We start from the raw sequence: 22,560 nt of genomic DNA, 5'->3' as shown, positions 1-22,560 counted from the left end.
CAATATGGGGTGTGGCCAGCCACACCGTCAGTTGTCGAGCGAGCGCAGCAGTGCCCTTGTACGGGCCCGGGTTTCGGGCGACGCATCGAACACCACCCCGACGTACTCGTCCACACCGATCGTTCCGAGCGCCCGAATACGCTCTGCCACAGTGTTTTCGTCTCCGATGATGGCGGCGTCCTCGGGACCGGCGTAGCCCTCACGGTCGAGCATGGCCCGATAGGACGGTAGGTGTCCGTACATCGCGAACTGTTTGGCGGCCTGGGCGCGGGCCCCGTCGACGTCGTCGGTGACGCTGACCGGGAGTGCCGCCACCACCCTGACCGGACGGTCCCCGGCGGCCTCGCGCAGCGTCGGGGCGACATGTTCGGCCAATGTGGTCGGCCCTGTCATCCAGGTGACAGTGCCCGCGGTGCGACGGCCGGCGAGCTTGAGCAGTTGCGGCCCCAACGCGGCGATGTAGACATCGGGTGCCGACGCCCCCGGGATCTGCAGTGCGCCGCGCGTGGTGACGGTCTCCCCCGGCGCGTCGGCGGGCTCACCGGCCAGCAGGGGTTGCAGCCCGTCCAGGTACTCGCGGAGGCGGCGGACCGGCTTGTCCCATGGAATACCCCACATGCCCTCGGTCACGGCCGCGTGCGTCATACCGAGGCCGAGCAGGAACCGGCCGCCACTGATCAGGCTGAGCGTCAGCGCGCGCTGGGCCAGCAGCATCGGGTGCTGATTCTGGATCGGGATGACGCCCGTGCCCACCTCGATGCCGTCGACCTCTCGGAACGCGACCGCGAGAACGGTCAGCAGGTCTGGTTCGTACGGCATCTGAGTCATCCAGACCCGCCGGAATCCCTCGTCGCGCAGTTGTGCGAGGTTCTCGACGGTGGCGTCGACCGGCGAACGGCCGCCGGTGTCACTCAGGGAGGCGATGAGGCTGATCTGCATGGCACCACGCTATGCGAGAGCGGACCGCGTGGGATCAGAAGAGGCAGGGATTCAAACAAAAAGGGGCGGGTTCGGGAGGACACCTGGGGGCGTTTCAATTCGTCTCACGCAGCCGGTCTTTCACCCCTGTACCGACTCTTTGGATCAGTCACTCCCGAACCCGTCGTAGGCTCGATCGTACGCCTCGGGTACCCCTCAAACCAGAGAAAAGTACGGCCGAATTTTGCCGAGAATCAGAAGCTAGGTCGCCCCGTGTTGCCGTCGGGTCGGGGGGTCAGACGGCAACACGGAGCTACCCGTGTATCGACCCTTAAGCCGCGGCCGTTACACATCCCCAAAAGAAACTTTTCGGATGTTTTTCGGCCTGCGGTTTCTGGAGGTCACGCCGCATTCCCCGATGGTCGGCTCCGCAAGCTACGCCTCCAAGATCGCCGTGACGCCCTGCCCACCCGCCGCACACACGGAGATCAGGCCGCGCACCGGCTTGCCGGTTTCCTTCTTCTTCTCCGCCAGCTGCTTGGCCAGCTGCGCCACGATCCGGCCGCCGGTCGCCGCGAACGGATGGCCCGCCGCCAACGAGGAGCCGTTGACGTTGAGCTTGGCGCGGTCGATGCTGCCCAGCGCCTTGTCCAGGCCGAGGCGTTCCTTGCAGTACTCGTCGGAGTCCCAGGCCCCCAGCGTGGCCAGCACCACCGAGGCGAACGCCTCGTGGATCTCGTAGAAATCGAAGTCCTGCAGGGTCAGGCCGTTGCGGGCGAGCAGCCGGGGTACCGCATAGGTCGGGGCCATCAGCAGGCCGTCGGGCCCGTTGACGTAATCGACCGCCGCGGTCTCGCCGTCGACGAAGTAGGCCAGCGGTTCGTGTCCGTGCGCCTGGGCCCATTCCTCGCTGGACAACAGCGCCACCGAGGCGCCGTCGGTCAGCGGGGTCGAGTTGCCCGCGGTCATGGTCGCGTCACCGGCCTTGACCCCGAACACCGGCTTGAGCTTGGCCAGCTTCTCCACCGAGGAATCCGCCCGGAGATTGTTGTCGCGGTACAGCCCGAGGAACGGGGTGACCAGATCGTCGAAGAAGCCCCGGTCGTAGGCGGCGGCCATGTTGCGGTGGCTGGCGGCGGCCAGTTCGTCCTGGTCGACGCGCTTGATGCCCATCTTCTTGGCAGTGACGGCCGCGTGCTCGCCCATCGACATGCCGGTGCGCGGCTCGCTGTTGACCGGGATCTCCACGCCGAGGGCGGCCGGCAGCTTGCCGACCAGCTTGAGCCGGTCCAGGTTGGACTTCGCCCGGCGCAGGCCCAGCAGGACCTGGCGCAGGTCGTTGCCGAACGCGATCGGGGCATCCGATGCGGTGTCCACCCCACCGGTGGCCGCGGACTCGTATTGGCCCAGCGCAATGGCGTTGGCAGCGACGATCGCGGCCTGCAGGCCGGTACCGCAGGCCTGCTGAAGATCGAAGGCCGGGGTGTACGGCGACAACGAGCTGCCCAGCACGCATTCGCGCATCAGGTTGAAGTCGCGGCTGTGTTTGAGCACCGCGCCGCCGATCACCGCACCGAGCTGCTCACCGGCCAGATCGAAGCGCTCGATGAGCCCGTCCAGCGCGGCGGTGAACATGTCCTGGTTGGAGGCGTTGGCATAGGCGCCGTCGGACCGTGCGAACGGAATCCTGTTGCCACCCAAAACGGCAACGCGTCGCCGGGTCGTGTTGTTGGCCATTTGTTTGCCCTCCACTGTCGGGTTGTCCGGGGCCATATTACCCACTGTTCTTACTCTGGAGTAAGTTCGGTATTGACAACGCAGTACTGCGAAGCGAAAGGCAGCTGAAGTGGCTTCCGACCTGTTCTCCCAAGTGGTCAACTCCGGGCCGGGATCGTTCCTGGCCAAGCAGCTGGGCGTGCCGCAGCCTGAGACGCTGCGCCGCTACCGCGCAGGCGATCCGCCCTTGAACGGGTCCCTGCTGATCGGCGGCGAAGGCCGCGTCGTAGAACCCCTGCGCGCCGCCCTGGCCGACGACTACGACGTCGTCTCCAACAACATCGGCGGACGCTGGGCCGACTCGTTCGGCGGCGTGGTGCTCGACGCCACCGGCATCTCCGACGCCGCCGGGCTCAAGGAGCTCTACCAGTTCTTCACCCCGGTCCTGCGCAACCTCGCCTCGTGCGCCCGCGTGGTGGTCATCGGCACCACCCCGGATCAGGCCGGCAGTGTCAATGCCCAGATCGCGCAGCGCGCGCTGGAAGGCTTCACCCGCTCGCTCGGCAAGGAGTTGCAGCGCGGTGCCACCGCGTCGCTGGTGTACCTGGCTGCCGACGCCAAGCCCGCCGCCACCGGCCTGGAGTCCACGCTGCGGTTCATCCTCTCCGCCAAGTCGGCCTACGTCGACGGGCAGGTGTACCGCGTGGGTGCCGCCGACTCGACGCCGCCGGCCGACTGGGACAAGCCGCTGGCCGGCAAGGTCGCCGTGGTGACAGGTGCCGCCCGCGGTATCGGCGCGACCATCGCCGAGGTGTTCGCGCGTGACGGCGCGACCGTGGTGGCCGTCGACGTTCCGCAGGCCGCCGAAGACCTGGGCAAGGTCGCCGAGAAGGTCGGCGGCAGTGCCCTGACGCTGGACGTCACCGCCGACGATGCCGTCGAGCAGATCGTCGCGCACGTCACCGCACAGCACGGCGGCAAGGTCGACGTGCTGGTCAACAACGCCGGCATCACCCGCGACAAGCTGCTCGCCAACATGGACGAGAGCCGCTGGGATTCGGTGATCGCGGTGAATCTGCTTGCCCCGCAGCGGCTCACCGAGGGCCTGGTGGCCAGCGGTACCCTCGGCGAGGGCGGCCGGGTGATCGGGCTGTCCTCGATGGCCGGTATCGCCGGTAACCGCGGGCAGACCAACTACGCCACCACCAAGGCCGGGATGATCGGGCTGGCCGAGGCGCTGGCCCCGGTACTGGCCGAGAAGAACATCACCATCAACGCCGTGGCCCCCGGCTTCATCGAGACCAAGATGACCGACGCCATCCCGCTGGCCACCCGTGAGGTCGGCCGCCGGCTGAACTCGCTGTTCCAGGGCGGGAAGCCGGTGGATGTGGCCGAGCTGATCGCCTACTTCGCCAATCCGGCGTCGAACGCGGTCACCGGCAACACCATCCGGGTCTGCGGCCAGGCCATGCTGGGGGCGTGAGCACGTGAACAACATGCTGCGTGCCGTCGTCGGCGCCCTGCCGTTCATCCCGCGCGACGAGTCCCTGCCCGCACGCACCGTCACGGTCGACAACCTGCCCATCGACCCGGCCAATGTGGCCGCCTATGCGCAGGTGACCGGGCTGCGGTTCGGCGACACGCTGCCGCTGACCTACCCGTTCGCGCTGACCTTCCCCACGGTGATGTCGCTGGTCACCGGATTCGATTTCCCGTTCGCCGCAATGGGTTCGGTACACATCGAAAACCACATCACCCAGTACCGGCCGATCAAGGTGACCGATTCGGTCAGCGCGGCCGTCCACGCGGAGAACCTGCGGGAACACCGCAAGGGACTGCTGGTCGACATCGTCACCGAACTCAAGGTCGGCAACGACACGGCGTGGCACCAGGTGACCACCTTCCTGCACCAGCAGAAGACCAGCCTGTCCGGTGAACCCAAGCCGGAACCGCAGAAGCAGCCGAAACTGCCGCCGCCCAACGCGGTTCTGAACATCACCGCGGGCCAGATCCGGAACTACGCGTCCATCGGCGGGGACCACAACCCGATCCACACCAACGCGATCGCCGCCAAGCTGTTCGGCTTCCCGACCGTCATCGCACACGGAATGTTCAGTGCGGCAGCCGTGCTGGCCAACATCGAGGGACAGCTTCCCGATGCGGTCAAGTACTCGGTGCGGTTCGCCAAGCCCGTGGTACTGCCGGCCAAGGCCGGGCTCTACGTCGAGCGCGACGCCGACGGCTGGGAGTTGACCCTGCGGAACCTGAAGAAGGGTTACCCGCACCTGACCGCAACGGTCACCGGCCTCTGACGTATCGAGTGTGCGTACAGATCGCACTTTCGCGCGAAATCGCGATCTGTACGCACACTCGGCGAAAACTCAGGCGCTCGGAACCGCGTCCCCCGAAGCCTTTCGCAGATCGGCGAACTCGGAGATCGACGCCGAGGTGACCGACGCGACCGGCCGGGCATTGGGCGCCGACGCGTCCGACTTGGACACCATCACCACGTTGTCGATGTAGGGCTGGATGGTCGTGCTGTTCTGCACGGTCGACACGATCACCAACTGGAAACCGAACTTGCGGAACGCCGACAGCGCCTGCTGGGCGAACTGCGGATCCGACTTGGAGAACGCCTCGTCCAGCATCAACTGGGCGAACAGCGGCCGAGTGTCATTGCTGTCGGGGCTGGCCAGGTTGAAGCTCAGCGCCCCGGCCAGGCAGAACGCCATCAGCTTCTCCTGCTCACCACCGGAGTTGTCACCGGAGTTGCTGTAGGTCCGGATCACCTCACCGGTCTCGGCGTCGCGCTCCTCGCAGTACAGCACGAACCGGTTGCGGACATCCAGCGCATCGCGGGTCCACTGACGGTCCTCGGGTGTGTTGCCGGCCAACAACTTCCGCAGTTGCAGAATGTCGGTGTACTGCTCGAACATCGCGGTCTCGTCACCGAAGCTGACCAGTGAGACGCGCGCCGAGATGCGCTGGGCCTTCTCGTTGAGTTCGTCGACGGCCGCCAGGTGCCGGGTCCCGGCGTGCAGGGTCAGCCGGGTGCCGCGGTTGAACTCCACCGCACCCAGACCCGTGTTGACCCGGGCGATCTGCTCGGTGATCCGGCGGGCCTCGTTGTCGGCGATCATGTGCAGGTTCAGAATCGCGCCAGGGGCCTGCTCGGTGATCAGCCGTTGCATGCGCTCGTAGGCATCGGGCAACTCACGCTCGTCGATGCGACGGCACAACGCCACGTAGTCGTGCACCCGCTCGTCGAACACGTCGCTGTCATTGGGGATCGCGTCGGGGAACGAGCTGTCGTAGGCGGCCATGATGCCGGCCAATTCGTCGTGCGAGCGGTTGCGGTCCGCCCGCAGCCGGTCCCGCTCACGGCTGATTACGCGGATCAGTTCGTTCCGGTAGGGCTCTGGTTCGAGCAACTCCAGGCTCAGGGCGATATCGGCGGCGTAGCCGTCGATCGTGTCGCGGGCATGCGACGGGAACTCGCTGGACCCGATCCGCTCGGTCAAGGTCTCGCTCAGCTCCAGCAGCGCGGTCCGCCTGCGGTCCAGCGTGGTCTCCCGCTCGTTGAGCGAGCCGATCTGCTGGATGACCTTCTCGACGCGCTCCCAGCAATCGTCGGCCCGCTGTTGCAGCCGTTCGGCGTCGGGATTGTCGGAAACCAGCAGATCGTGTTCGCCCTGCAGCCGCTCGAGCATCTCGTCCACCGAATCGGTGTCGATGTCACTCCACTGCATGTACTGGTCGCACAGTGCGCGGCAGGCCCGTTCCCGGGATTGCAGCTGGCCGCGGTGCTCGTCGAGGCGCTCACGGGCCGTGCGCGCCACCTGGTAGACATCCTGTGCGGCGGTCAGATCATCTTGCAACGCTTCGACTTTGGCTGCCGTTCCGCCCAGGAAGATGTAGTCCGAGGGCCGCAGCCGGGACCGGTCGTCCTTGATGGATAGCCGGCCGCTGTCCTTGCGCAGGCCCTGGTCGGTGACCGCGCGGGACTGCTCGGTGAACTCCCCCGGACCGTCGACACACACGTAATCGCCGACCGCCGCGATCACGTTGAGCGCCTCCACGGCACTGTCGTGCGTCGGGTCGGCCAGCTGGAGTTTGGTGGCCAGCGTGCCCGCAGGCGGGGTCCGCAACTGCGAACCGTGCTGGACGTGCTGCAACTGGATCCGGCCGCGCATGTCGTTCTCGTTGACGAAACGCAGCGCCCGCTCCATGTACGCATCGGGGACCAGCAAGCGTAATCCGGCCCCGCGCAACACCTTTTCGACCGCGAGCCGCCACCGCGACTCATCGGGCTTGAGCTCCATCAGCTCGGCCACGTAAACCAGATCGCGTTCGGAGATGTCGAGGGCGCGGGCGATGCGGGCTCGCATCTCGTATTCGGTCCTCGGCAGTGGGGAGCCCAGCCGCTGAACGCGTTCCAGCTCGGCTTCCACGCTCTCGCGTGCCTCACGGGCCCGGACTTCCTTCGCCGAGGCCTCGACGTAGGGCTGGTTGCCGGTGAACAGTTCGCGGTGCAGCCGGTCGGCTTCCTCCATCAAAGTCTCACGCAGCGACCAGAATTCCTCACCGTTGTCCGGCGGGGTCAGCCCCAGCGAGGTGACCTTCTCCTCGTAGGTACTGCGCCTACGCGACACTTCTTCGCTGATCCGCTCGGCCTCGGTCAGCCGTTGCTGCAGGGGCACCAGATCCACCGTCACGGTGTTGATCTGGGCCATCAGCGAGTTGTGCTCGTTCTTGAGCTGGCGCTGCTGGGTACCGAACTCATCGCGCTGAGCCCCGAGCTGGGTGATCTGATCGTCGAGATTGGCGATCTCCGGACCGGCTTGGGCCAACCGCACATGGTCGACGTAATCGCGGATCATGGCGTTGTCGATGGTGTCGATCACCCCGAACTTGGCCGCCTCGTCGGCGTACCGCGCCTGCACCGCGGCGATGTTGCCGAGGGTGTTGCGCTTGCGCCGGGCCACGTCGAGCAGGCCGCGGGCCTCCACCAGCGGGTTGATCTGCTCGAGCGCCTCCTCCACACCGCTGAGGCTGGCGGGCTCGTCGAGCATGAACTCGCGCACGAACTGCTCAAGGCCACCAACGCTTTTGAGTGATTTGGCCTTGCCGAGCAGCTGCTGGGCGGCTTCGGAGGCACGGATGCCGATGCTCGAGTACAGCTGGGCCAGATACTGGCTCTCACTGCGACCGCCGGTCCAGCCGTCGTCGCGGAACACCGCGGCGTCGTAGCCGTTGGCCGCCCACCGGTTGCACAGGCCGAAGATGTCGCGGTCGTCGTCGATCAGGTAGTAACGGCTGCCCGGGTCCGAAGTCTTCTCGGCGGCAAGCCATTTGAGTACGAGCCCGGTGACCGAGCGCCCGGTGCGGTCGCTGTAGGTGACCGCGACGGCCGACCAGGCCGGGCCGGTCCCCCGCAGGTACATGATCTGGCGGCTGGTGCCCTCGCGTCGCTCGCCCCAGGCACCGCGGACGTACTTGTCGACGGTGCGTTTGCCGGTGCCCGAACCCGCGGCGGTGGTGTCACCGGAGGCGTTGAAGTTGCGGCGGTGCGACGGCAGGAAGGCCAGCGAAATCGCATCCAGCAGTGAGGATTTACCGCTGCCCGAGGATCCGGTGATCAGGGTGCCGTGCCGGCTGAACGGGATCGAGTGATACCCGTCGAACACGCCCCAGTTGATGACCTGCAGGCGCGACAGCGAGAACTGGTTGGTCGGTTCAGCCACGGGCGTCCACCTCGTCCTCGAGCCGTGCGGCTACCTCGTCGGAATCATCGACGGTCCCGTTGGCGGCCCGCTTGAGCTGCTCGAACTGCTGCTGCAGCTCGGTGATCATCGAGGCCGTCATGATCGCGTTGACCACCGGGCTGATGGTGAAACTGTCCTCGTCCTCCCGGTTGCGGGCGAGCATGTCGATGTCGGTGAGCCGCTCGATCGCGTTGTCGATCCGCTTGTCGAACGAGGCGGTGTCGCGGTCGGTGTCGTTGTTCACCCCGGCGAACAGCTCGTGGATCTCGTCCCGGCTGATCAGCACGTTCTCGTCGCGCGCCGCGGCCCGCATGAGCTTGGCCAGGTGCAGGGCCAGGATCGAATCGTAGGTGTTGAGGGTCTCGCGGCGCAGCAAGCGCCGCCGCCACTGCGACTCGTAGTCGGCCTGCTCGACGTAGGCGATGTCGTGATCGTCCGAGATGCACAGTCGCATATCGAGTTCCGACAGCCGCACGGTGAGTTCGGTGCGATAGCGCGTGACCCACGACCACAGCTCGGAGTGGTTGTCCTTGCTGACGTAGCGGCGCGACAGCAGGTGTTGCAGGGCCCAGCACGCGCGGTCGGGCAGTTCGCTGACATCCCCGTCGAAGCGGGGTGCACGACGCTGGTCGGTGGACCGTTCGACGGCGTCGATGCTCGGCAGGGCATCGAAATCGATCGCGCCGTCCTTGACGGGCGAGGTATCCGGGGTGTCGGTCATAGCATGCTCTCGCTGACGGTAGGGATCGGCTCGGTGAAAACCAGTCGGGGGATCTCGATTTCGCGGTCGGCGCCCTCCAGCGACCGGAAGCGCACCCGAACGGATTCGGCACCGTCGGCAGTCTGCTGCTTGAGCGCCCAGGACCACAGCACGATCACGTGCCCGAGGTAGGCCGAGTCCAGCATGCCGATCGCGTCGGGCAGCGACAACGGACCGGCCGCCACCGCGCCGTTGATCAACTCGGCCAGTTCGGCGGCGTCCACCTGAGAGGCCAGCGCCGAGAACGCCGACAGGTTCACCTCGCCCTCCGACGACTCGGCCTGCGACGGTGGGATGGCGTCACGGATCTTGAACGCCACGGCGCCAATCGAATTGAAGTCCGTCCGGACCAGCGGCACCTCGACGCCGATGCGGCTGTCGGCCAGCGAGACGCTCAGCAGTTCGTGCGCGCTGGTCAACGCATCGTTGAGCTGACGGGTGACGCCGCGGCTGTGCTCAAGGGTCCCGGAGGCGACGAAGCGCTTGATCCGGCGGGCACAGCGCTGCCGGGTCCGGCCGACCTCGGCAGTCTGGGCGGACACCAGGCTGAAGAACCCGGTCATCACCTCGCGCAGGCCCGGGTCGAGGTGTGGGAGCTCACGGGTCACCGCCTCGATGTCGGCCACCAGCGCGGCGCGCTGTTCGGGGTCCTGGATCATCCGGGTGAAGGCCGTGTAGGACGCGCTCTCGCGGGACGCGAACAGCGACTCGTAGTCGTCGAACAACTGGCGCTGGCGCTCGCGGTACCCGAGATCGGTGTCGGCCGAGGCATCCAGCAGCCGGGTGGTGATCCGGTTGAGCATGCTGCCGTACTGGCCGATGTCGGAGACGATCTGCTCCATCTGCAGGGCGATGGCGCGGGCCTCGTCCTCGACGTCGACCAGATCCGGTTCGGGCCGCTGCCCTTGCTCCAGCGCATCCAATTCGTCACGCAGCTTGGCGATCTCGGCTTCGATGTCGGCGCGGATGCGCTCGGGATCGTTGCTGACCTGCCCGGCCACCCGTCGGAGTCCGGCCGCGATGCCCGTGATCGAGCCCCCGGTGGCGATAGTGTCCTCGCGGCGCATCCGGCGGGCGAAATCCAGCACGGCCCGCGCCTCGTAGGTGAGGTAGCAGACATTGCGTTCGGTGTCGCCGGACTGCTCGGTGATCCGGTGCAACCAACCTTGGCTGGCCCAGTACTTGATCAGGGCCAGGCCCGACTGGTCCGTCTCCGAGCCGAGGTCGGCCAGGTCGCGTTCCAGCCGCACGACCAGTTCGATCTCGGTGAGCTTGGCGCCGCGGTCCAGGTGGCGTTCCATCAGCGTGAGGTAGGTGGCCAGGTTGTTGGTCACCAGCAGCCGCGCCGACCGCGAGTCGGCGACCTCGCGATTGAGCTGGTAGAGCTGGTCCAGCGACGGGCCGCTCATGCCCGCCTCAGGCATGGTTGGGCGCTTCCGTCGCGGTGAACATTCGCACCACTTTAGGCGGCAGCCGCGACAGGGCCCGACTCCAGTTCGGTTTGCTGCTCACATGTCGTGTCAGGCCTCGCCTGCTCGCCGCCGTCGCGGTCGCGATGCCGTGCGCTGCGGTGTGACGACGACCACGTCGTTACTCGTCGGCCGCCCACTCGAGCGGATCGGCACCGTATGGGCCGGGAGCCCCGCGGTAGCCGATGCGGCTACCGCGGGCGAAGACCGGTGGTGACGCCAAAGACAAATGCCCGAAGATTGATTCGGTCTCCTCGCGAGGCACATCCAGCTCTCGTCGGTCACCACCACTCGCTGGTAGATCCATGAGGAGATGCGCCGTCCGTGCCAGGCTCAGGTGTGCCCAGCCGGCTCCGTCGGTAGACCGTCGGGCGAGGAGCGCCAGAGCTGCGGCTGCGACGCCATAGCCGGTGGAATGGTCCAGGGCCTGGACGGGCAGGGCACCGGGCCGCCAACCGGCTGCATTCAACTGCCCATACAGCCTGCCGATACCGACGGCGGCCTGAACCAGTGAATCGAACCCTCGACGACGGCCCCACGGTCCCTGGTCACCCCACGCGTCCAGGGTGACGACCACCAGGCTCGGATAGCGCTCTCGTAACGTATGCGGGTCCAACCCGAACTTTTCCAACGCGCCAGGTCGATAACCCGTAATCAGGACGTCTGCGCGTTGCAGGAGTGCTGTCAGCTTCTCGCGCTGGGCGGGGTCGGCGAAGTCCGATTCGGCGCTGCGCTTACCGAACCCACTGTCGATATACTGATCGATCAGTTCCGGGACCGCGGGCGGGTCGATCCGCAACACATCTGCGCCGAGCAGGGCGAGAAACCGCGTGGCGACGGGACCGGCGATCACCCGGGTGAGGTCGAGAATCCGCACGCCGGCAAGGCGACGGCCGGCCTCCAGGGCAGGCCCGAGGGCCTCGACGAGATCGAACCGGATCCATGGTTGCGTGTCGACGGAACAGCCTTCCGGGCTTTCCCGCCAGTCCTGGGGCGTCCTGACAGCGACGGCAAGTCCGCCGGCATCGGTAACCCGATGCGCGACATCGACCGCTGACAGCGACGCGATCGCATCGCCGAGGCCCTCCTTGCTGTCGGAGCCGAGGACGCTCGACAGGACTCGGGCATGGTGCGGATAGTTCGCATGGACCCGCACCCAGCCGTCTCGGGCCGGAAAGTAGCCAGATAACGGCGCGAATCCCGCCGGTCTGCGGCCGTCGATGCGCAGATGATCCAGAGAGGCGAAAGCCGCGGCAACCGAACTACTTTCGGTGTGGAACTGCTCCTGCGGTCCGCATACCAGTCCCGCGGCGGTGAGCGCCGCCTGAACACTGCCGAGGGCGAGCCCTTCCACATCGAGCGGCCCTCCCCACCAGGAACGTGGACCCGTCACCCGTGCCACGGCTGGGTCGTCGATCGCCCCCGTACCGGGCGCAAGCCATCGATACAGCTCTGGGATGTCAGGCGTTCCAGTCTGCATGGTTTGCACATTATCGGGAATCGCCACAAACGATGAGACTGCGCCCGACTGACGGTTACTTGCCACCCAAAGTGGTTGGCGTGCAGGAAATCACAACGTTCCGTTGCGACGCCTAAGCAAACACGCCATAGAGTCATCCGGTGACTCCCGCCAAGGTGCCTCCCGCCGGATTGGTTCGCGCGGTCGAACGCGTCCGCCACCACCTGCGTCGCCTGCATCAACGCGCCGTTCCGGCGCCGGCCGCGATGTTGGAGATGATCCTGAGCGCATGGCTCTCCCAGGGCATCACAGTCGTCGCACAGCTCGGGGTGGCCGACGCGCTGGCCGCAGGCCCCCTGCACCCCGAGGAGCTGGCGCGCCGGGTCGGGGCCGACCCTGATGCGCTGAACCGGCTGATGCGCGCCCTGGTCGGCGAGGGCGTCTTTCGCCGCACCCGTGACGGGCGCTATGCGCTCAACCCGCTGGGTGACACCCTGCGCAAGGATGCGCCCGTCTCGATCGCCGGCATGGCGAAATTCATCGGCTCACCGCAGCACCGGGAGCACTGGAGCCACCTGGGTGACGCGGTCCGCACCGGCGAAGCCGTCATCCCCAAGCTGCGGGGCAAGAGCGCATTCGACTACTTCGCCTCCGTGCCCGAATTGGCGGCGATCTTCAACGACGCCATGACCAGCGTCTCCGAGCTCGCGATCGCACCGGTGGCGGCGGCCTACGACTTCCGCCCGTTCGGCACCATCGCCGACGTCGGCGGCGGTCACGGCCGGCTGCTCGCCGCGATCCTGCAGGCCACCCCCACGGCCCAGGGCGTGCTGTACGACCTGGCGCATGTGGTGGACGGCGCTCCGGAGCTGCTCACCAAATACGGAGTGGCCGACCGGGTACAGGTGATTCCCGGGTCCTTCTTCGACAGTGTTCCCACCGGCGCCGACGCCTACGTCATGAAGAACATCATTCACGACTGGCCCGACGACGAGGCGCTGGCGATCCTGCGCAATGTGCGGGCCGCCGCGACCCCCGGGACCACGCTGCTGTTGATCGAAGGAGTGATTCCCGACCACGACCGCGAGTTCCTCGCCAAGTGGACCGATATGGAGATGCTGGTCGGTATCGCCGCGCGAGAACGCACCGAGGACGACTACCGAAAGCTGTACCAGGAGGCCGGGTTCCGGCTGACCCGCGTCGTGGACACGGCGTCCCCGTTCAGCCTCGTGGAGGGTGTGGCCGTCTAGCCCGCCGTGACGGACTGCGTGCCCGCGTCCGACGGCGTGCCCTTGAGGCCGCGCCAGAACAGGTTGATCATCAACTCGGCGGCCTCGTTGACGTCGGCGTCGCCCGTGCTGACCCGGCTGGCGATCGCCTCACCGGCGCCCACCAGTGCGACCGCCATCATCTCGAAGTCGCTGTCGGGCTGAGGATTACGCGTACCGGTGCTGAGCAGCCGGGCCACCAGGTCGATGATCCGGTCGCGACCCTCGCGGACGGTGTGCGCAAACGCCTGGGAGCTGGTGGCCTGGGTGTAGAGCACCATCCACGACGCCCGGTTGGCATCGATGTACGTCAGGAACGCCAGCACGGCGCTGCGCAGCAGGTCCTTGGGGCTCTGGGTGAAGTCGATCTCCCCGCGCACCACATCCACGAAACGTGTCAGCTCGCGGTCCAGGCAGGCGCCGAACAGCTCCTCCTTGGAGCCGTAGTAGAGGTACAGCATCGGCTTCGAGATCTCGGCCTCCGCGGCGATCGCGTCCATCGAGGTCTCGTGATAGCCGTTCACCGAGAAAATCTGCACAGCAGCGTCGAGCATCTGCTGTTCACGCACGGCCCTCGGCAGCCGCTTCGTTCCACCTGCCATCCGAACAGGATAAGCGTCCGGTTGACGGTCAGGGCAGCAGCTCAGTGCGCCGCTGCTCCTCCCACAGCGCCATCCGGGTCCGCGCGGACTCCCCGATCGCATCCATCACCAACGGGATCAGCAGTTCGGTGATCAGAAATCCGGCCGCCATGCTCTGGTACACGGTGCCGACGGTGCTCGATGCAGCCAGCACCACCTCGGCCTCCGGCGCCACCGGACAGGCCAGATCGTCGGTGATGAGCAGCACGGTGGCCCCGGCGCGATGTACCCGCTGCGCCAGCTCCGCCGCACTGCGCTGGTAACGGTGGTAGTCGAACAGCACCACCACGTCGCTGCGAGACAGCTCGAGCAGCGCGCCGAGATCACCTCCGGTGGGGTCGCCGAGCGCCCGCACCCTGGGTCGCAATTGTTCGAGATGCGCCGCCAGGTGCAGGGCCAGCAGATGCGAGAAGCGGCCGCCGTGCAGGTACACGGTGCGGCTGGTGTCGGCCAACAGCGCGACAGCAGCCTCGAGGGCGGATTCGGGAAGCATCGCCAGCGTCTGGGCGGCCTGGTCGGTCTGCGCCTGGGCCTGCTGCAGCAGACGCTCCAAGAGGCCGCCGGCAGGCGGTGCGTCCGGCAACCGATTGATCGGTCCGCTGGATCGGCTCGACAGCTCGGCACGCAACGTGACCTGCAGATCGGCGAAGCCGTCGAATCCCAGAGACTGCGCGAAGCGCAGCACGGTCGGGGGGCTCACCTCGGCCCGCTCCGCGAGCCGGGCCGCACTCGCCAACCCGGCGCTCGGATAGTCGGCGAGCAACGCCCGTCCGACCCGGCGTTCGGCTTTGCTCAGCGTCGGGAGCGCCGCGGTGGTGCGGGCCTCCACCGTCTGCGCGCCCGACGCCGCCTGTGCGGCTGGTGCGGGTTCGTGGGCCACGATGCTCAATGTGCCATGACCGGTACCGAAGTCATCGACAAGTCGCTCATGGAAATCGCGGTGACGCTCTCCGGCGGTAACGGCTGCCAGTCCAGGTCGCCGAAGCCGGTCGAACCGATGACGAGCGTGCCGTCCGCAGGTCTGGCCCACCGCAGGGCGAAGTAGTCCTCAAGGTGTTCGGTGGGCAGATCGGCCGCGGTGATCTCCTCGACGTCCTCGTCCGGCAGATAACTGTGCGCGTGGGCGTGTACGGCGATCAACTGCCCCTCGCCGAGGATCAGCGCGTTGAGACTGGCTTCCGGGTAGAGCGGCCGCAGTTGCGCCACCGCCCGGCGGACCGCTTCCGCCAGATCCGGCGCGGTGCGGCGGTGCCTGCGGATGATGCCGAAGTAGCGCTCACTGTCCGTGGTGCCGCGCAGCGACATCGCGATGTCCGGATCCAGCAGCTCGTCGAGCGGGCCGGCGGGTTTGATGGAACCGTTGTGCGCCATGGCAATTCCGTCGGCCACGAACGGGTGCGAGTTCTGCGGCCGGACCGCCAGGCCGTTGGTGGCCCAGCGCAGGTGGACCACGCTGGCCAGCGCGGCCGGGCCGGACACCGCGGCCGCGAAGGCCGGGTCGTCGAGTGCGCTGCCGGGGGACACCTCGGCGGTCGGAGCCTGCCCGGCCTGCTCGATCCGGGCAATGCCCCAGCCGTCGCCGTGCACCTTGGTCAGGGCCACGAAATCCTTCAGGACGTGCGCCCCGACCGCGTCGGAGACGGTTATCGGCTGTGCTGACACCACACCCAGCAGTCGGCACATGGATTCCGCCCTCCGTCTCGGGACCTGCAGCCAAAATCTAACAAATCGATCTTAGATCGACGATATTAAAGATTCTGAAACATTCATGACATAGCGTACGCGGAGAGTCAGCACATCAGGAGGGACTTATGCCGGGAGCCAACACGTCACGCACCGAGGATCTGCGCGCACACGGTGTCGAGATCGTGGCTGGATCACTGACCGACCTGGCCGGCGTAACTCGGGCCAAATATGTTCCTCTGCAGCGACTTTCCGCGTTCGAGAAGTCAGGCATGGGCGTGTCGCCGTCATGGAGCGTGTTCTGTGTGGACAGCGGCATCGCCTTCACCCCCGACATCGGCGTGGTGGGCGACCTGCGGATCCGCATCAATCCCGACGATCTGCGCCTGATCGACGACGGCGTGGCCTGGGCACCCGCCAGCCTGCACGACCAGCACGGCAACCCGGCGCCGCTGTGCACCCGGTCCCTGCTGAGCGACATCGAACGCTCCGCGGCCGATCGCGGGCTGACCGCGCTGGCCGGGGCCGAGCTGGAGTTCACCCTGCTCTCGGACGAGGGTGGCCACGCCAGCACCGATCCCTGGTCGCCGTACGGCATGCGGACCTCGCTCGACCGCTCCGGATTCCTGGTCGACCTCGCGCTCGCGGCCGAGATGGCCGGACTCGAGATCGAGCAGCTGCACACCGAATACGGCCATGACCAGGTCGAGGTGTCACTGGCCCCGGCCACGCCCGTGGCCGTCGCCGACAGCGTCATCCTGGCCCGGATCGTGATCGGCCGGGTGGCCACCCGGCACGGACTGAAGGTCTCGTTCTCCCCGGTCCCGTTCGAAGGCGAGGCCGGCAACGGTTCCCACCTGCACCTGTCCCTGGCCGATGTCGACGGCCCACTGCTGTCCGGCGGCACCGGCCCGCACGGCATGCGCGACACGGGACAATCCGCCATCGCCGGAGTACTCGACGGACTGCCGGATCTGCTCGGGGTGTACGCTGGCTCGACGCTCTCGGCGGCCCGCCTCAAACCCGGCAACTGGGCCGGCGCCACCAAATGCTGGGGCCTGGAGAATCGCGAAGCCGCGGTGCGCTTCGTCGCCGCGACACCGGGGAATCCACACGGCGCCAACGTCGAACTGAAGATCATCGACCCGAGCGCCAACCCGTACCTGGCGGCCGCGGCACTTCTCGGCAGCGCGTTGCGTGGGATCGACAAGGCCCTCCCGTTGCCGTCCGAGGTCACCGACGATCCCGCCGCCACCGCCTCGCAACCCCTGCCCACCGATCACCGCGCGGTGATCGAAACGCTCGAATCCTCCTCGCTGGCCGCGGATCTGCTAACACCGGCCGTCATCCAGGGACTCGTGGCCGTGCGCCGCCACGAGCTCACCACCTACGGCGACCGCCCGCTCGCCGAAGCCTGCCAGGCACTGCGCCTGGCCTGGAGTTGCTGACCGCTCATTCCCGAAGGGAGCATCGATGACAACCAGTGCCGCTGCCGACCCCGATCAACTACCCCACCGACGCCTACCGTTCTGGGTGGCGCTGGCGTTGTCGGTCGCGACGGTCGGCCCCACGCTGGCGATGTCCGGGAACGGGCAGGGCCTGATCGGCACTGTGGGCAAGGCCATCCCGTTGGTCTTCCTGATCGGCCTGATCGGCGTCTCGCTGGTCGGCTACAGCTTCGTCCGGCTCACCCGTCACCTCAACCACGCCGGTTCCGCCTACGCGCTCGTCGGCGGCACCGTGGGCCCACGCACCGGGTTCTTCTCCGGCTTCGCGATGCTCGGCGCCTACGTCGGGTTCTCGATCGGAACCCTCGCGCTGACAGCGGCCTTCACCAACGCGTTCATCGCACAGCTGCAACCGGGCAACGACAACCCCTACCAGGTGCCGTGGCTCGTCATCGTGGTGATCGGCGCGGCCATCTCGTTCGCCCTGGCGGGTCGCGACATCAGGGTGCTGGCCAAGATCCTGCTCGGCATCGAAGGCATCGGCATCGTGGCCATGATCGTGCTGGTCGTCGCGATCTTCGCGAAAGGCGGTGCCCCGACGACCGGATTCGACTTCAGCGTGTTCTCCTTCTCCGGCAGTGGCGTATCGCCTTCGGCAGTCCTCAGCGGTGTGGTCGCGGCGTTCCTGTCGTGGGCCGGCTTCGAGGCATGCGCGTCGATGGGCGAAGAGACCGACAACCCCGGCCGCAACATCCCGCGGGCGCTGGGCGGAACGTTGATCCTCACCGGCGTGCTGTTCGTCGTCGTGATGTTCGCCCAGGTGATCGGCTTCGGCACCGACGAGGCCGGCCTGGCCGCATTCCAGGGTTCGGGAAACACCTTGGGAGACTTGGGCAGCAGCTACATCGGCCAGTGGTTCTCGCTGCTCATCATCTTCACCGCGACCGTCGCCGCGTTCGGCTGCCACATGGCGACCGCGGCGACCTCGGGCCGCATGCTGTTCGCGTTCGGTCGTGACGGCTTCGGTCCGAAGTCGCTGGCGCACATCCATGAGGCCACCGGCGGTCCGCGCCGCGCCACCTGGCTGGTGGTCGGACTGGCTCTGGTGGTGGACGTGATCTGTGGCCTGCTCGACTGGCCGGACATGGGTACCGGCAACGACGCGATCGACACGTACTTCCTGTTCGCGGTGGCCGGTTCGGTCTGCCTGATGGTGTGCTACCTGCTGGTCGAGATCGCCGCCGCGTGGTTCGTCGGCGCACCCAGGTTCGTCGGGGTGCACGGCGGCCAGGGCAAGGTGCTCGGCCTCGCGTTGCCGCTACTGGGCGCCGTGGTGATCGCCGTGGTCTTGTGGTTCAACGTGAAGGACGCCCAAACCTGGACCGCAGCACCGTTGTTGGGGCTGTACTGGTGCGCGGTCGGCCTGGTGATCGCGCTGGCCGCCTCGGGTATCGCCAAGCGGGTGGGTGAATCGCTGACCGCCGAGCTGGCGCTGACGCCACCCGTGGAGGTCCGGTGAACACGCTCTACGCCCGCGACGCGGCCGCCGTCGCCGGGATCGAGAAGCTCCGGTTCTTCCCGCTGGAGGTCGTCTCCGGCCACGGCTGCACACTGGTCGCACCCGACGGCCGGGAACTGCTCGACCTGTCGGCCACCTGGACGGCATCCGGTCTCGGACACGGGCATCCCGCGGTCGTCGAGGCCGTCAGCCGGGCCGTGCGCAACGCGCCGGGTTCCGGCGGTCTGTCGGCGGTGCATCCTGACTCGGTGGGGCTGGCCGAGGATCTGCTGGAGCTGGTCCCCGGATCCGGTGAGCGCAGGGTCTACCTCGGCCATGCCGGATCCGACGCCAACGACGTCGCGTTGCGCGCCTGCCGTCACGCCAGCGGGCGGTGGACGGTGCTGGCGTTCGAGCACAGCTATCACGGTGGCGTTGGCGTCGCGATGGGAGTCTCCGGAGTCCACGTCGACGCCGGCGTCGCACCGGATCCCGACGCAGTTTTCCTGCCGTACCCCAACCCATTCCGGCCCGCATCAGGTGATGTCGCCGCCGACGTCGCGGCCTGCCTGAAGCTGGCCGACCATCACCTGGCCACGGGCGCGATCGCGTGTCTGATCGTCGAACCGATCCTGTCCGACGGTGGCCTCGTGGTCCCGCCGGACGGCTTCCTGGCCGAGCTCCATGCCCTGTGCCGGCGCCACGCTGTGCCGATGATCTGCGATGAGGTCAAGATGGGCCTGGGCAGGCCGGGCACCCTGCACGCGTTCGAGCACGACGGTGTGGTGCCCGACATCGTCACGTTCGGCAAGGTGCTGGGTGGGGGTCTGCCGCTGTCGGCAGCGGTCGGCCCGGCCGACCTGCTCGACGAACCGGCCGCCTCGGCCTTGCTGACCACCGCGGGCAATCCGATCTGCACCGCGGCCGGCCGGGCGGTGCTGGCGACCATCACGGGCGAGCAGCTGCCCGAGCGGGCCGCCAAAGTCGGTGCGGTACTGCAGGATGCACTGCGGGCCGTGGATACCGAACAAGTCGGTGACGTGCGGGGCCGCGGTCTGGCGATCGGCCTGGAACTCGTCGACCCGGCGACCGGCGAACCCGACTCCCGACTCGCGGCACAGGTGAGTTACCGGGCCTGGCAACTCGGTGCGGTGGTGTACTACGTCGGCGGCAACGTTCTGGAGATCACCCCGCCACTCGTGCTGTCCGAGGACGAGGCGCACCGCGCCGCCGAGATCATCGGCGCGGCCATCGCAGACGCCATGACAGGGAAGGTCGATGCCGAGGAGGTTGCGCGCTATGCCGGATGGTGACATCACCGGCCCGATGATCTACGTGTTCGACGGGGTCCACCACCTGGTGCCCGACGCGCTCGCCGAGCATCTGCACACGATCCGGTTGATCGACCACCACGTGCACGGAACGTTCCACAAGCCCGTCGACCGGGCCGGCTTCGAAGCATCGATCAACGAAGGGTCCACCGACCCGATACCGGATTTCATGACGCAGTTCGACTCACCGCTCGGCTTGTCGATCCGGCGTTGGTGCGCACCGGTTCTCGGCCTGCCCACCCACGCCGACGCCGACACCTACTGGCAACGCCGCAACGAACACACCCCGGACGAGCTGGCGGCGCTGATGCTGCCACCGGCCGGGGTCCAACGCTGGATCGTCGACACCGGATTCCAGGGCGATCTCATCACCACCCCGCAACGACTGACCGAACTCAGCGGCCGTCCGTCCTCGGAAATCTTGCGTCTGGAGCAGCTGGCGCAGGACCTCCTCGAGTCCGGCACCAGTCCGGAGGCGTTTCCCGGCGCATTCCGGTCCGCGCTGGCGGACGCCGTGGGCTCCCGGGACATCGTGGGTACCAAGACGATTGCGGCCTATCGCACGTCGTTCGACATCGACTGGTCCCGTCCCACCGAGCAGCAGGTGATCGAGCATGCCCGGGACCTGAGCGCCAGGGACTCACAACGGGTGGACAGCCCCGTGCTGATCGCGTTCGGTGTGCACGAGGCCGCCGACCATGGGCTGCCCATCCAGGTCCACGTCGGGTTCGGCGACCGCGATCTGGATCTGCACCGCACCGACCCGATGCTGCTGCTGCCGTTGCTGCGCACCATGGCGCCGGTGCCGGTGCTGCTGCTGCACTGCTATCCGTTCCACCGCCAGGCCGGTTACCTGGCCCAGGCCTTCGACCACGTGAATTTCGATGTCGGCCTTGCCATCAACTACCTCGGGGCCCGCTCGAACGCGGTGGTCGCCGAGGCACTCGAGACCGCTCCGTTCGCCAAACAGCTGTACTCCTCGGACGCCTTCGGCCCACCCGAGCTGCACCTGCTGGGTTCGGTGTTGTGGCGCCGCACGATGGGGCTGACGCTGGGCGAGTGGGTCCGGGCCGGGGACTGCAGCGAGGCCGACGCGATCCGCATCGTCGACATGATCGGCGTGCGCAACGCCGAACGGGTCTACTCGCTGTGAACCATGACGCCGCACCGCTTTTGGAGGCACTGCGGGCATTCGTCGAACGCGACCAGGCGCCGCTGTACAGTCCCGGCCACAAGGGTGGGCGCACCCTCGATCCCTGGTTTCGCGATCACATCGCGGCTATCGACCTGAACAACCTGCCCGACACCGACACCCTGCACTGCCCCGAGGGTCCGATCCTCGCCGCCGAGCAGCTGATCGCCGACGCCTGGGGCGTCGGGCAGAGCTTCATCCTGGTGCAGGGATCGACCGGTGGGAACATCGCCGTCGCACTCTCGGCACTGCGCCCGGGTGAACCCGTGCTGGTTCAGCGCAATGCGCACAAGTCGGTGCTCGCCGGACTCGTGCAGGTGGGTGCGCGCCCGGTCTGGCTCGAGCCCCGCTGGGATCCTCGGTTCGGCATCGCACACGGACTGGATGCCGACGTGGTCGAAAAGGCTTTGGCCGCAAGCCGGGCCAAGGCCTTGTGGGCGCTGCACCCGACGTATTACGGCACCACCGCCGACATCGCGGCGCTGGCCGAGATGTGCCGCCGCGCCGGGGCGCGCCTGCTGGTCGACGGCGCGCACTCCCCGCATTTCGCGTTCCACCCCGAACTTCCGGTGGCCGCCGAACAGTCCGGCGCGGTGGCCACCGTGCAATCGGTGCACAAGGTCCTGTCGGGCCTGAGCCAGGCCGCCGTCCTGCACGTCGACCCGGCCGCCCTGGACCCGGTGACGGTCCGGCGGTCGCTGCAGCTCATCCAGACCACGAGCCCGCATTTCGCGATCATGGCCTCGATCGACCTGGCCCGCCGGCAGATGATGACCCAGGGCAACGAGCTCCTCGGTGCCGCACTGGACCGGGCTCGCCGGGCGGCGGCCAGGTTGGCGACCATCAGGGGCCTGCGGGTGCTGCGGCCTGCGGATGCCATCGGACCCGGCACGGGGTTCCATCAGCTCGACGAGACCAAGTTGCTGATCGGGACGCGTGATCTGGCGGCCGACGCCCGCGACATCGTCGCCCGCCTCAACAAACTGCACGGCGTGCAGCCCGAACTCAGCGGCGCCGGCCATGTGTTGTGCATCAGCACCATCGGCAACACCGACGCCGACATGGATAGGTTGGTCGACGGATTCGCCGAGGTGGCCGCCTGGGCCGGGGAGGCGACCGCGAAATCGGCCCACGACGGCACCCTGATCGCCGACCTGCTCGCACATCGCGCCGAGACGGTGCTGACCCCGCGGGAAGCCTTCTTCGCCGACACCGAGACCGTGCCGTCAGTCCGGGCCACCGACCGCATCGCGGCCGAAGCCATCACGCCCTACCCACCGGGAATCCCCTTGGTGATGCCCGGCGAACGGCTCACCGCCGACGTCATCACGCTGTTGCAGGCGCTGCGCGAGGCAGGCAACCCGATCAGTGCGTCGGATCCGCGGCTCGACGTCGTCACCGTGGTGCGGTGA

17 protein-coding genes are annotated in these 22,560 nt (G+C 67.6%); 8 read left to right on the top strand and 9 right to left on the bottom strand.

What is annotated here, in order from left to right; translation table 11 throughout:
- Nucleotides 1-27: 27 nt before the first annotated feature.
- On the bottom strand, nt 28-939 hold the full coding sequence (locus G6N57_RS07695; protein WP_077739939.1) for a TIGR03564 family F420-dependent LLM class oxidoreductase: 912 nt from the start codon (nt 937-939) through the stop codon (nt 28-30).
- A 414-nt stretch (nt 940-1,353) separates the two neighbouring features.
- The gene (locus G6N57_RS07690) at nt 1,354-2,655 is read right to left on the bottom strand and encodes an acetyl-CoA C-acetyltransferase (RefSeq protein ID WP_077741825.1); all 1,302 of its coding nucleotides are present in this window, start codon (nt 2,653-2,655) and stop codon (nt 1,354-1,356) included.
- A gap of 109 nt (nt 2,656-2,764) precedes the next feature.
- On the opposite strand from G6N57_RS07690, the gene G6N57_RS07685 reads away from it, so the two are divergent.
- Together G6N57_RS07685 and G6N57_RS07680 are read left to right on the top strand one after the other, a co-directional pair.
- Nucleotides 2,765-4,117 (top strand): 3-oxoacyl-ACP reductase, encoded by a 1,353-nt coding sequence (locus tag G6N57_RS07685; protein ID WP_077739938.1) that lies wholly within the window; start codon nt 2,765-2,767, stop codon nt 4,115-4,117.
- Nucleotides 4,118-4,130: 13 nt separating this feature from the next.
- The gene (locus tag G6N57_RS07680; RefSeq protein WP_077741824.1) at nt 4,131-4,946 is read left to right on the top strand and encodes a MaoC/PaaZ C-terminal domain-containing protein; all 816 of its coding nucleotides are present in this window, start codon (nt 4,131-4,133) and stop codon (nt 4,944-4,946) included.
- Nucleotides 4,947-5,015: 69 nt separating this feature from the next.
- Here G6N57_RS07680 and G6N57_RS07675 read toward each other — a convergent pair whose 3' ends face one another.
- From G6N57_RS07675 to G6N57_RS07660, 4 genes are all read right to left on the bottom strand, one after another.
- Nucleotides 5,016-8,378: an ATP-binding protein gene (locus G6N57_RS07675; protein WP_077739937.1), complete on the bottom strand. Its 3,363-nt coding sequence runs from the start codon at nt 8,376-8,378 to the stop codon at nt 5,016-5,018.
- On the bottom strand, nt 8,371-9,120 hold the full coding sequence (locus tag G6N57_RS07670) for a DUF4194 domain-containing protein (protein WP_077739936.1): 750 nt from the start codon (nt 9,118-9,120) through the stop codon (nt 8,371-8,373). Before G6N57_RS07670 ends, G6N57_RS07675 begins: the two co-directional genes overlap by 8 nt.
- Complete coding sequence (locus G6N57_RS07665) at nt 9,117-10,583, bottom strand: DUF3375 domain-containing protein (protein ID WP_077739935.1); 1,467 nt, start codon at nt 10,581-10,583, stop codon at nt 9,117-9,119. Before G6N57_RS07665 ends, G6N57_RS07670 begins: the two co-directional genes overlap by 4 nt.
- A 166-nt stretch (nt 10,584-10,749) precedes the next feature.
- Complete coding sequence (locus G6N57_RS07660; RefSeq protein WP_077739934.1) at nt 10,750-12,108, bottom strand: CoA transferase; 1,359 nt, start codon at nt 12,106-12,108, stop codon at nt 10,750-10,752.
- Between the two features lie 140 nt (nt 12,109-12,248).
- Between G6N57_RS07660 and G6N57_RS07655 the strand changes: the two genes are divergently transcribed.
- Nucleotides 12,249-13,337, top strand: coding sequence for a methyltransferase (locus G6N57_RS07655; RefSeq protein WP_162563931.1), 1,089 nt, complete (start codon nt 12,249-12,251; stop codon nt 13,335-13,337).
- On the opposite strand, the gene G6N57_RS07650 is transcribed toward G6N57_RS07655, so the two are convergent.
- From G6N57_RS07650 to G6N57_RS07640, 3 genes are read right to left on the bottom strand one after another with little or no spacing between them, the layout of a single operon-like run.
- On the bottom strand, nt 13,334-13,957 hold the full coding sequence (locus G6N57_RS07650) for a TetR/AcrR family transcriptional regulator (protein WP_064933861.1): 624 nt from the start codon (nt 13,955-13,957) through the stop codon (nt 13,334-13,336). The genes G6N57_RS07655 and G6N57_RS07650 overlap by 4 nt on opposite strands.
- A 28-nt stretch (nt 13,958-13,985) precedes the next feature.
- Nucleotides 13,986-14,876 carry a MurR/RpiR family transcriptional regulator gene (locus tag G6N57_RS07645; RefSeq protein WP_077741822.1) on the bottom strand — a complete coding sequence of 297 codons (891 nt, stop codon included), beginning with the start codon at nt 14,874-14,876 and terminating at the stop codon, nt 13,986-13,988.
- A 5-nt stretch (nt 14,877-14,881) separates the two neighbouring features.
- Nucleotides 14,882-15,679, bottom strand: coding sequence for a class II glutamine amidotransferase (locus tag G6N57_RS07640; RefSeq protein ID WP_077739933.1), 798 nt, complete (start codon nt 15,677-15,679; stop codon nt 14,882-14,884).
- Between the two features lie 128 nt (nt 15,680-15,807).
- Here G6N57_RS07640 and G6N57_RS07635 point away from each other — a divergent pair, with 128 nt between their 5' ends.
- Genes G6N57_RS07635 through G6N57_RS07615 form a run of 5 tightly spaced genes read left to right on the top strand, consistent with a single transcriptional unit; the run spans nt 15,808 to nt 22,560 of the window.
- On the top strand, nt 15,808-17,127 hold the full coding sequence (locus G6N57_RS07635; RefSeq protein ID WP_077739932.1) for a type I glutamate--ammonia ligase: 1,320 nt from the start codon (nt 15,808-15,810) through the stop codon (nt 17,125-17,127).
- Between the two features lie 25 nt (nt 17,128-17,152).
- Nucleotides 17,153-18,646 (top strand): APC family permease, encoded by a 1,494-nt coding sequence (locus G6N57_RS07630; protein ID WP_077739931.1) that lies wholly within the window; start codon nt 17,153-17,155, stop codon nt 18,644-18,646.
- A complete protein-coding gene (locus G6N57_RS07625; RefSeq protein WP_077739930.1) occupies nt 18,643-19,938 on the top strand; it encodes an aspartate aminotransferase family protein in 1,296 nt (431 codons plus the stop codon). The genes G6N57_RS07630 and G6N57_RS07625 overlap by 4 nt, the downstream gene beginning before the upstream one ends.
- Complete coding sequence (locus tag G6N57_RS07620) at nt 19,925-21,109, top strand: amidohydrolase family protein (protein ID WP_077739929.1); 1,185 nt, start codon at nt 19,925-19,927, stop codon at nt 21,107-21,109. The genes G6N57_RS07625 and G6N57_RS07620 overlap by 14 nt, the downstream gene beginning before the upstream one ends.
- Nucleotides 21,106-22,560: an aminotransferase class I/II-fold pyridoxal phosphate-dependent enzyme gene (locus G6N57_RS07615; RefSeq protein WP_077739928.1), complete on the top strand. Its 1,455-nt coding sequence runs from the start codon at nt 21,106-21,108 to the stop codon at nt 22,558-22,560. The genes G6N57_RS07620 and G6N57_RS07615 overlap by 4 nt, the downstream gene beginning before the upstream one ends.

It is taken from the genome of Mycolicibacterium boenickei, from assembly GCF_010731295.1.
GTDB classification, from domain to species: Bacteria; Actinomycetota; Actinomycetes; order Mycobacteriales; family Mycobacteriaceae; genus Mycobacterium; species Mycobacterium boenickei.
The sequence above is the reverse complement of the archived record's forward strand: the minus strand, read 5'-3'. Positions and strand labels throughout refer to the sequence as shown.

What these genes read in the sequence shown, in the direction of transcription:
- G6N57_RS07695 (WP_077739939.1), bottom strand. Translation starts at nt 939, where the DNA reads ATGCAGATCAGCCTCATCGCCTCCCTGAGTGACACCGGCGGCCGTTCG.
- G6N57_RS07690 (WP_077741825.1), bottom strand. Translation starts at nt 2,655, where the DNA reads ATGGCCAACAACACGACCCGGCGACGCGTTGCCGTTTTGGGTGGCAAC.
- G6N57_RS07680 (WP_077741824.1), top strand. Translation starts at nt 4,131, where the DNA reads ATGCTGCGTGCCGTCGTCGGCGCCCTGCCGTTCATCCCGCGCGACGAG.
- G6N57_RS07670 (WP_077739936.1), bottom strand. Translation starts at nt 9,120, where the DNA reads ATGACCGACACCCCGGATACCTCGCCCGTCAAGGACGGCGCGATCGAT.
- G6N57_RS07665 (WP_077739935.1), bottom strand. Translation starts at nt 10,583, where the DNA reads ATGCCTGAGGCGGGCATGAGCGGCCCGTCGCTGGACCAGCTCTACCAG.
- G6N57_RS07660 (WP_077739934.1), bottom strand. Translation starts at nt 12,108, where the DNA reads ATGCAGACTGGAACGCCTGACATCCCAGAGCTGTATCGATGGCTTGCG.
- G6N57_RS07650 (WP_064933861.1), bottom strand. Translation starts at nt 13,957, where the DNA reads ATGGCAGGTGGAACGAAGCGGCTGCCGAGGGCCGTGCGTGAACAGCAG.
- G6N57_RS07640 (WP_077739933.1), bottom strand. Translation starts at nt 15,679, where the DNA reads ATGTGCCGACTGCTGGGTGTGGTGTCAGCACAGCCGATAACCGTCTCC.
- G6N57_RS07635 (WP_077739932.1), top strand. Translation starts at nt 15,808, where the DNA reads ATGCCGGGAGCCAACACGTCACGCACCGAGGATCTGCGCGCACACGGT.
- G6N57_RS07630 (WP_077739931.1), top strand. Translation starts at nt 17,153, where the DNA reads ATGACAACCAGTGCCGCTGCCGACCCCGATCAACTACCCCACCGACGC.
- G6N57_RS07620 (WP_077739929.1), top strand. Translation starts at nt 19,925, where the DNA reads ATGCCGGATGGTGACATCACCGGCCCGATGATCTACGTGTTCGACGGG.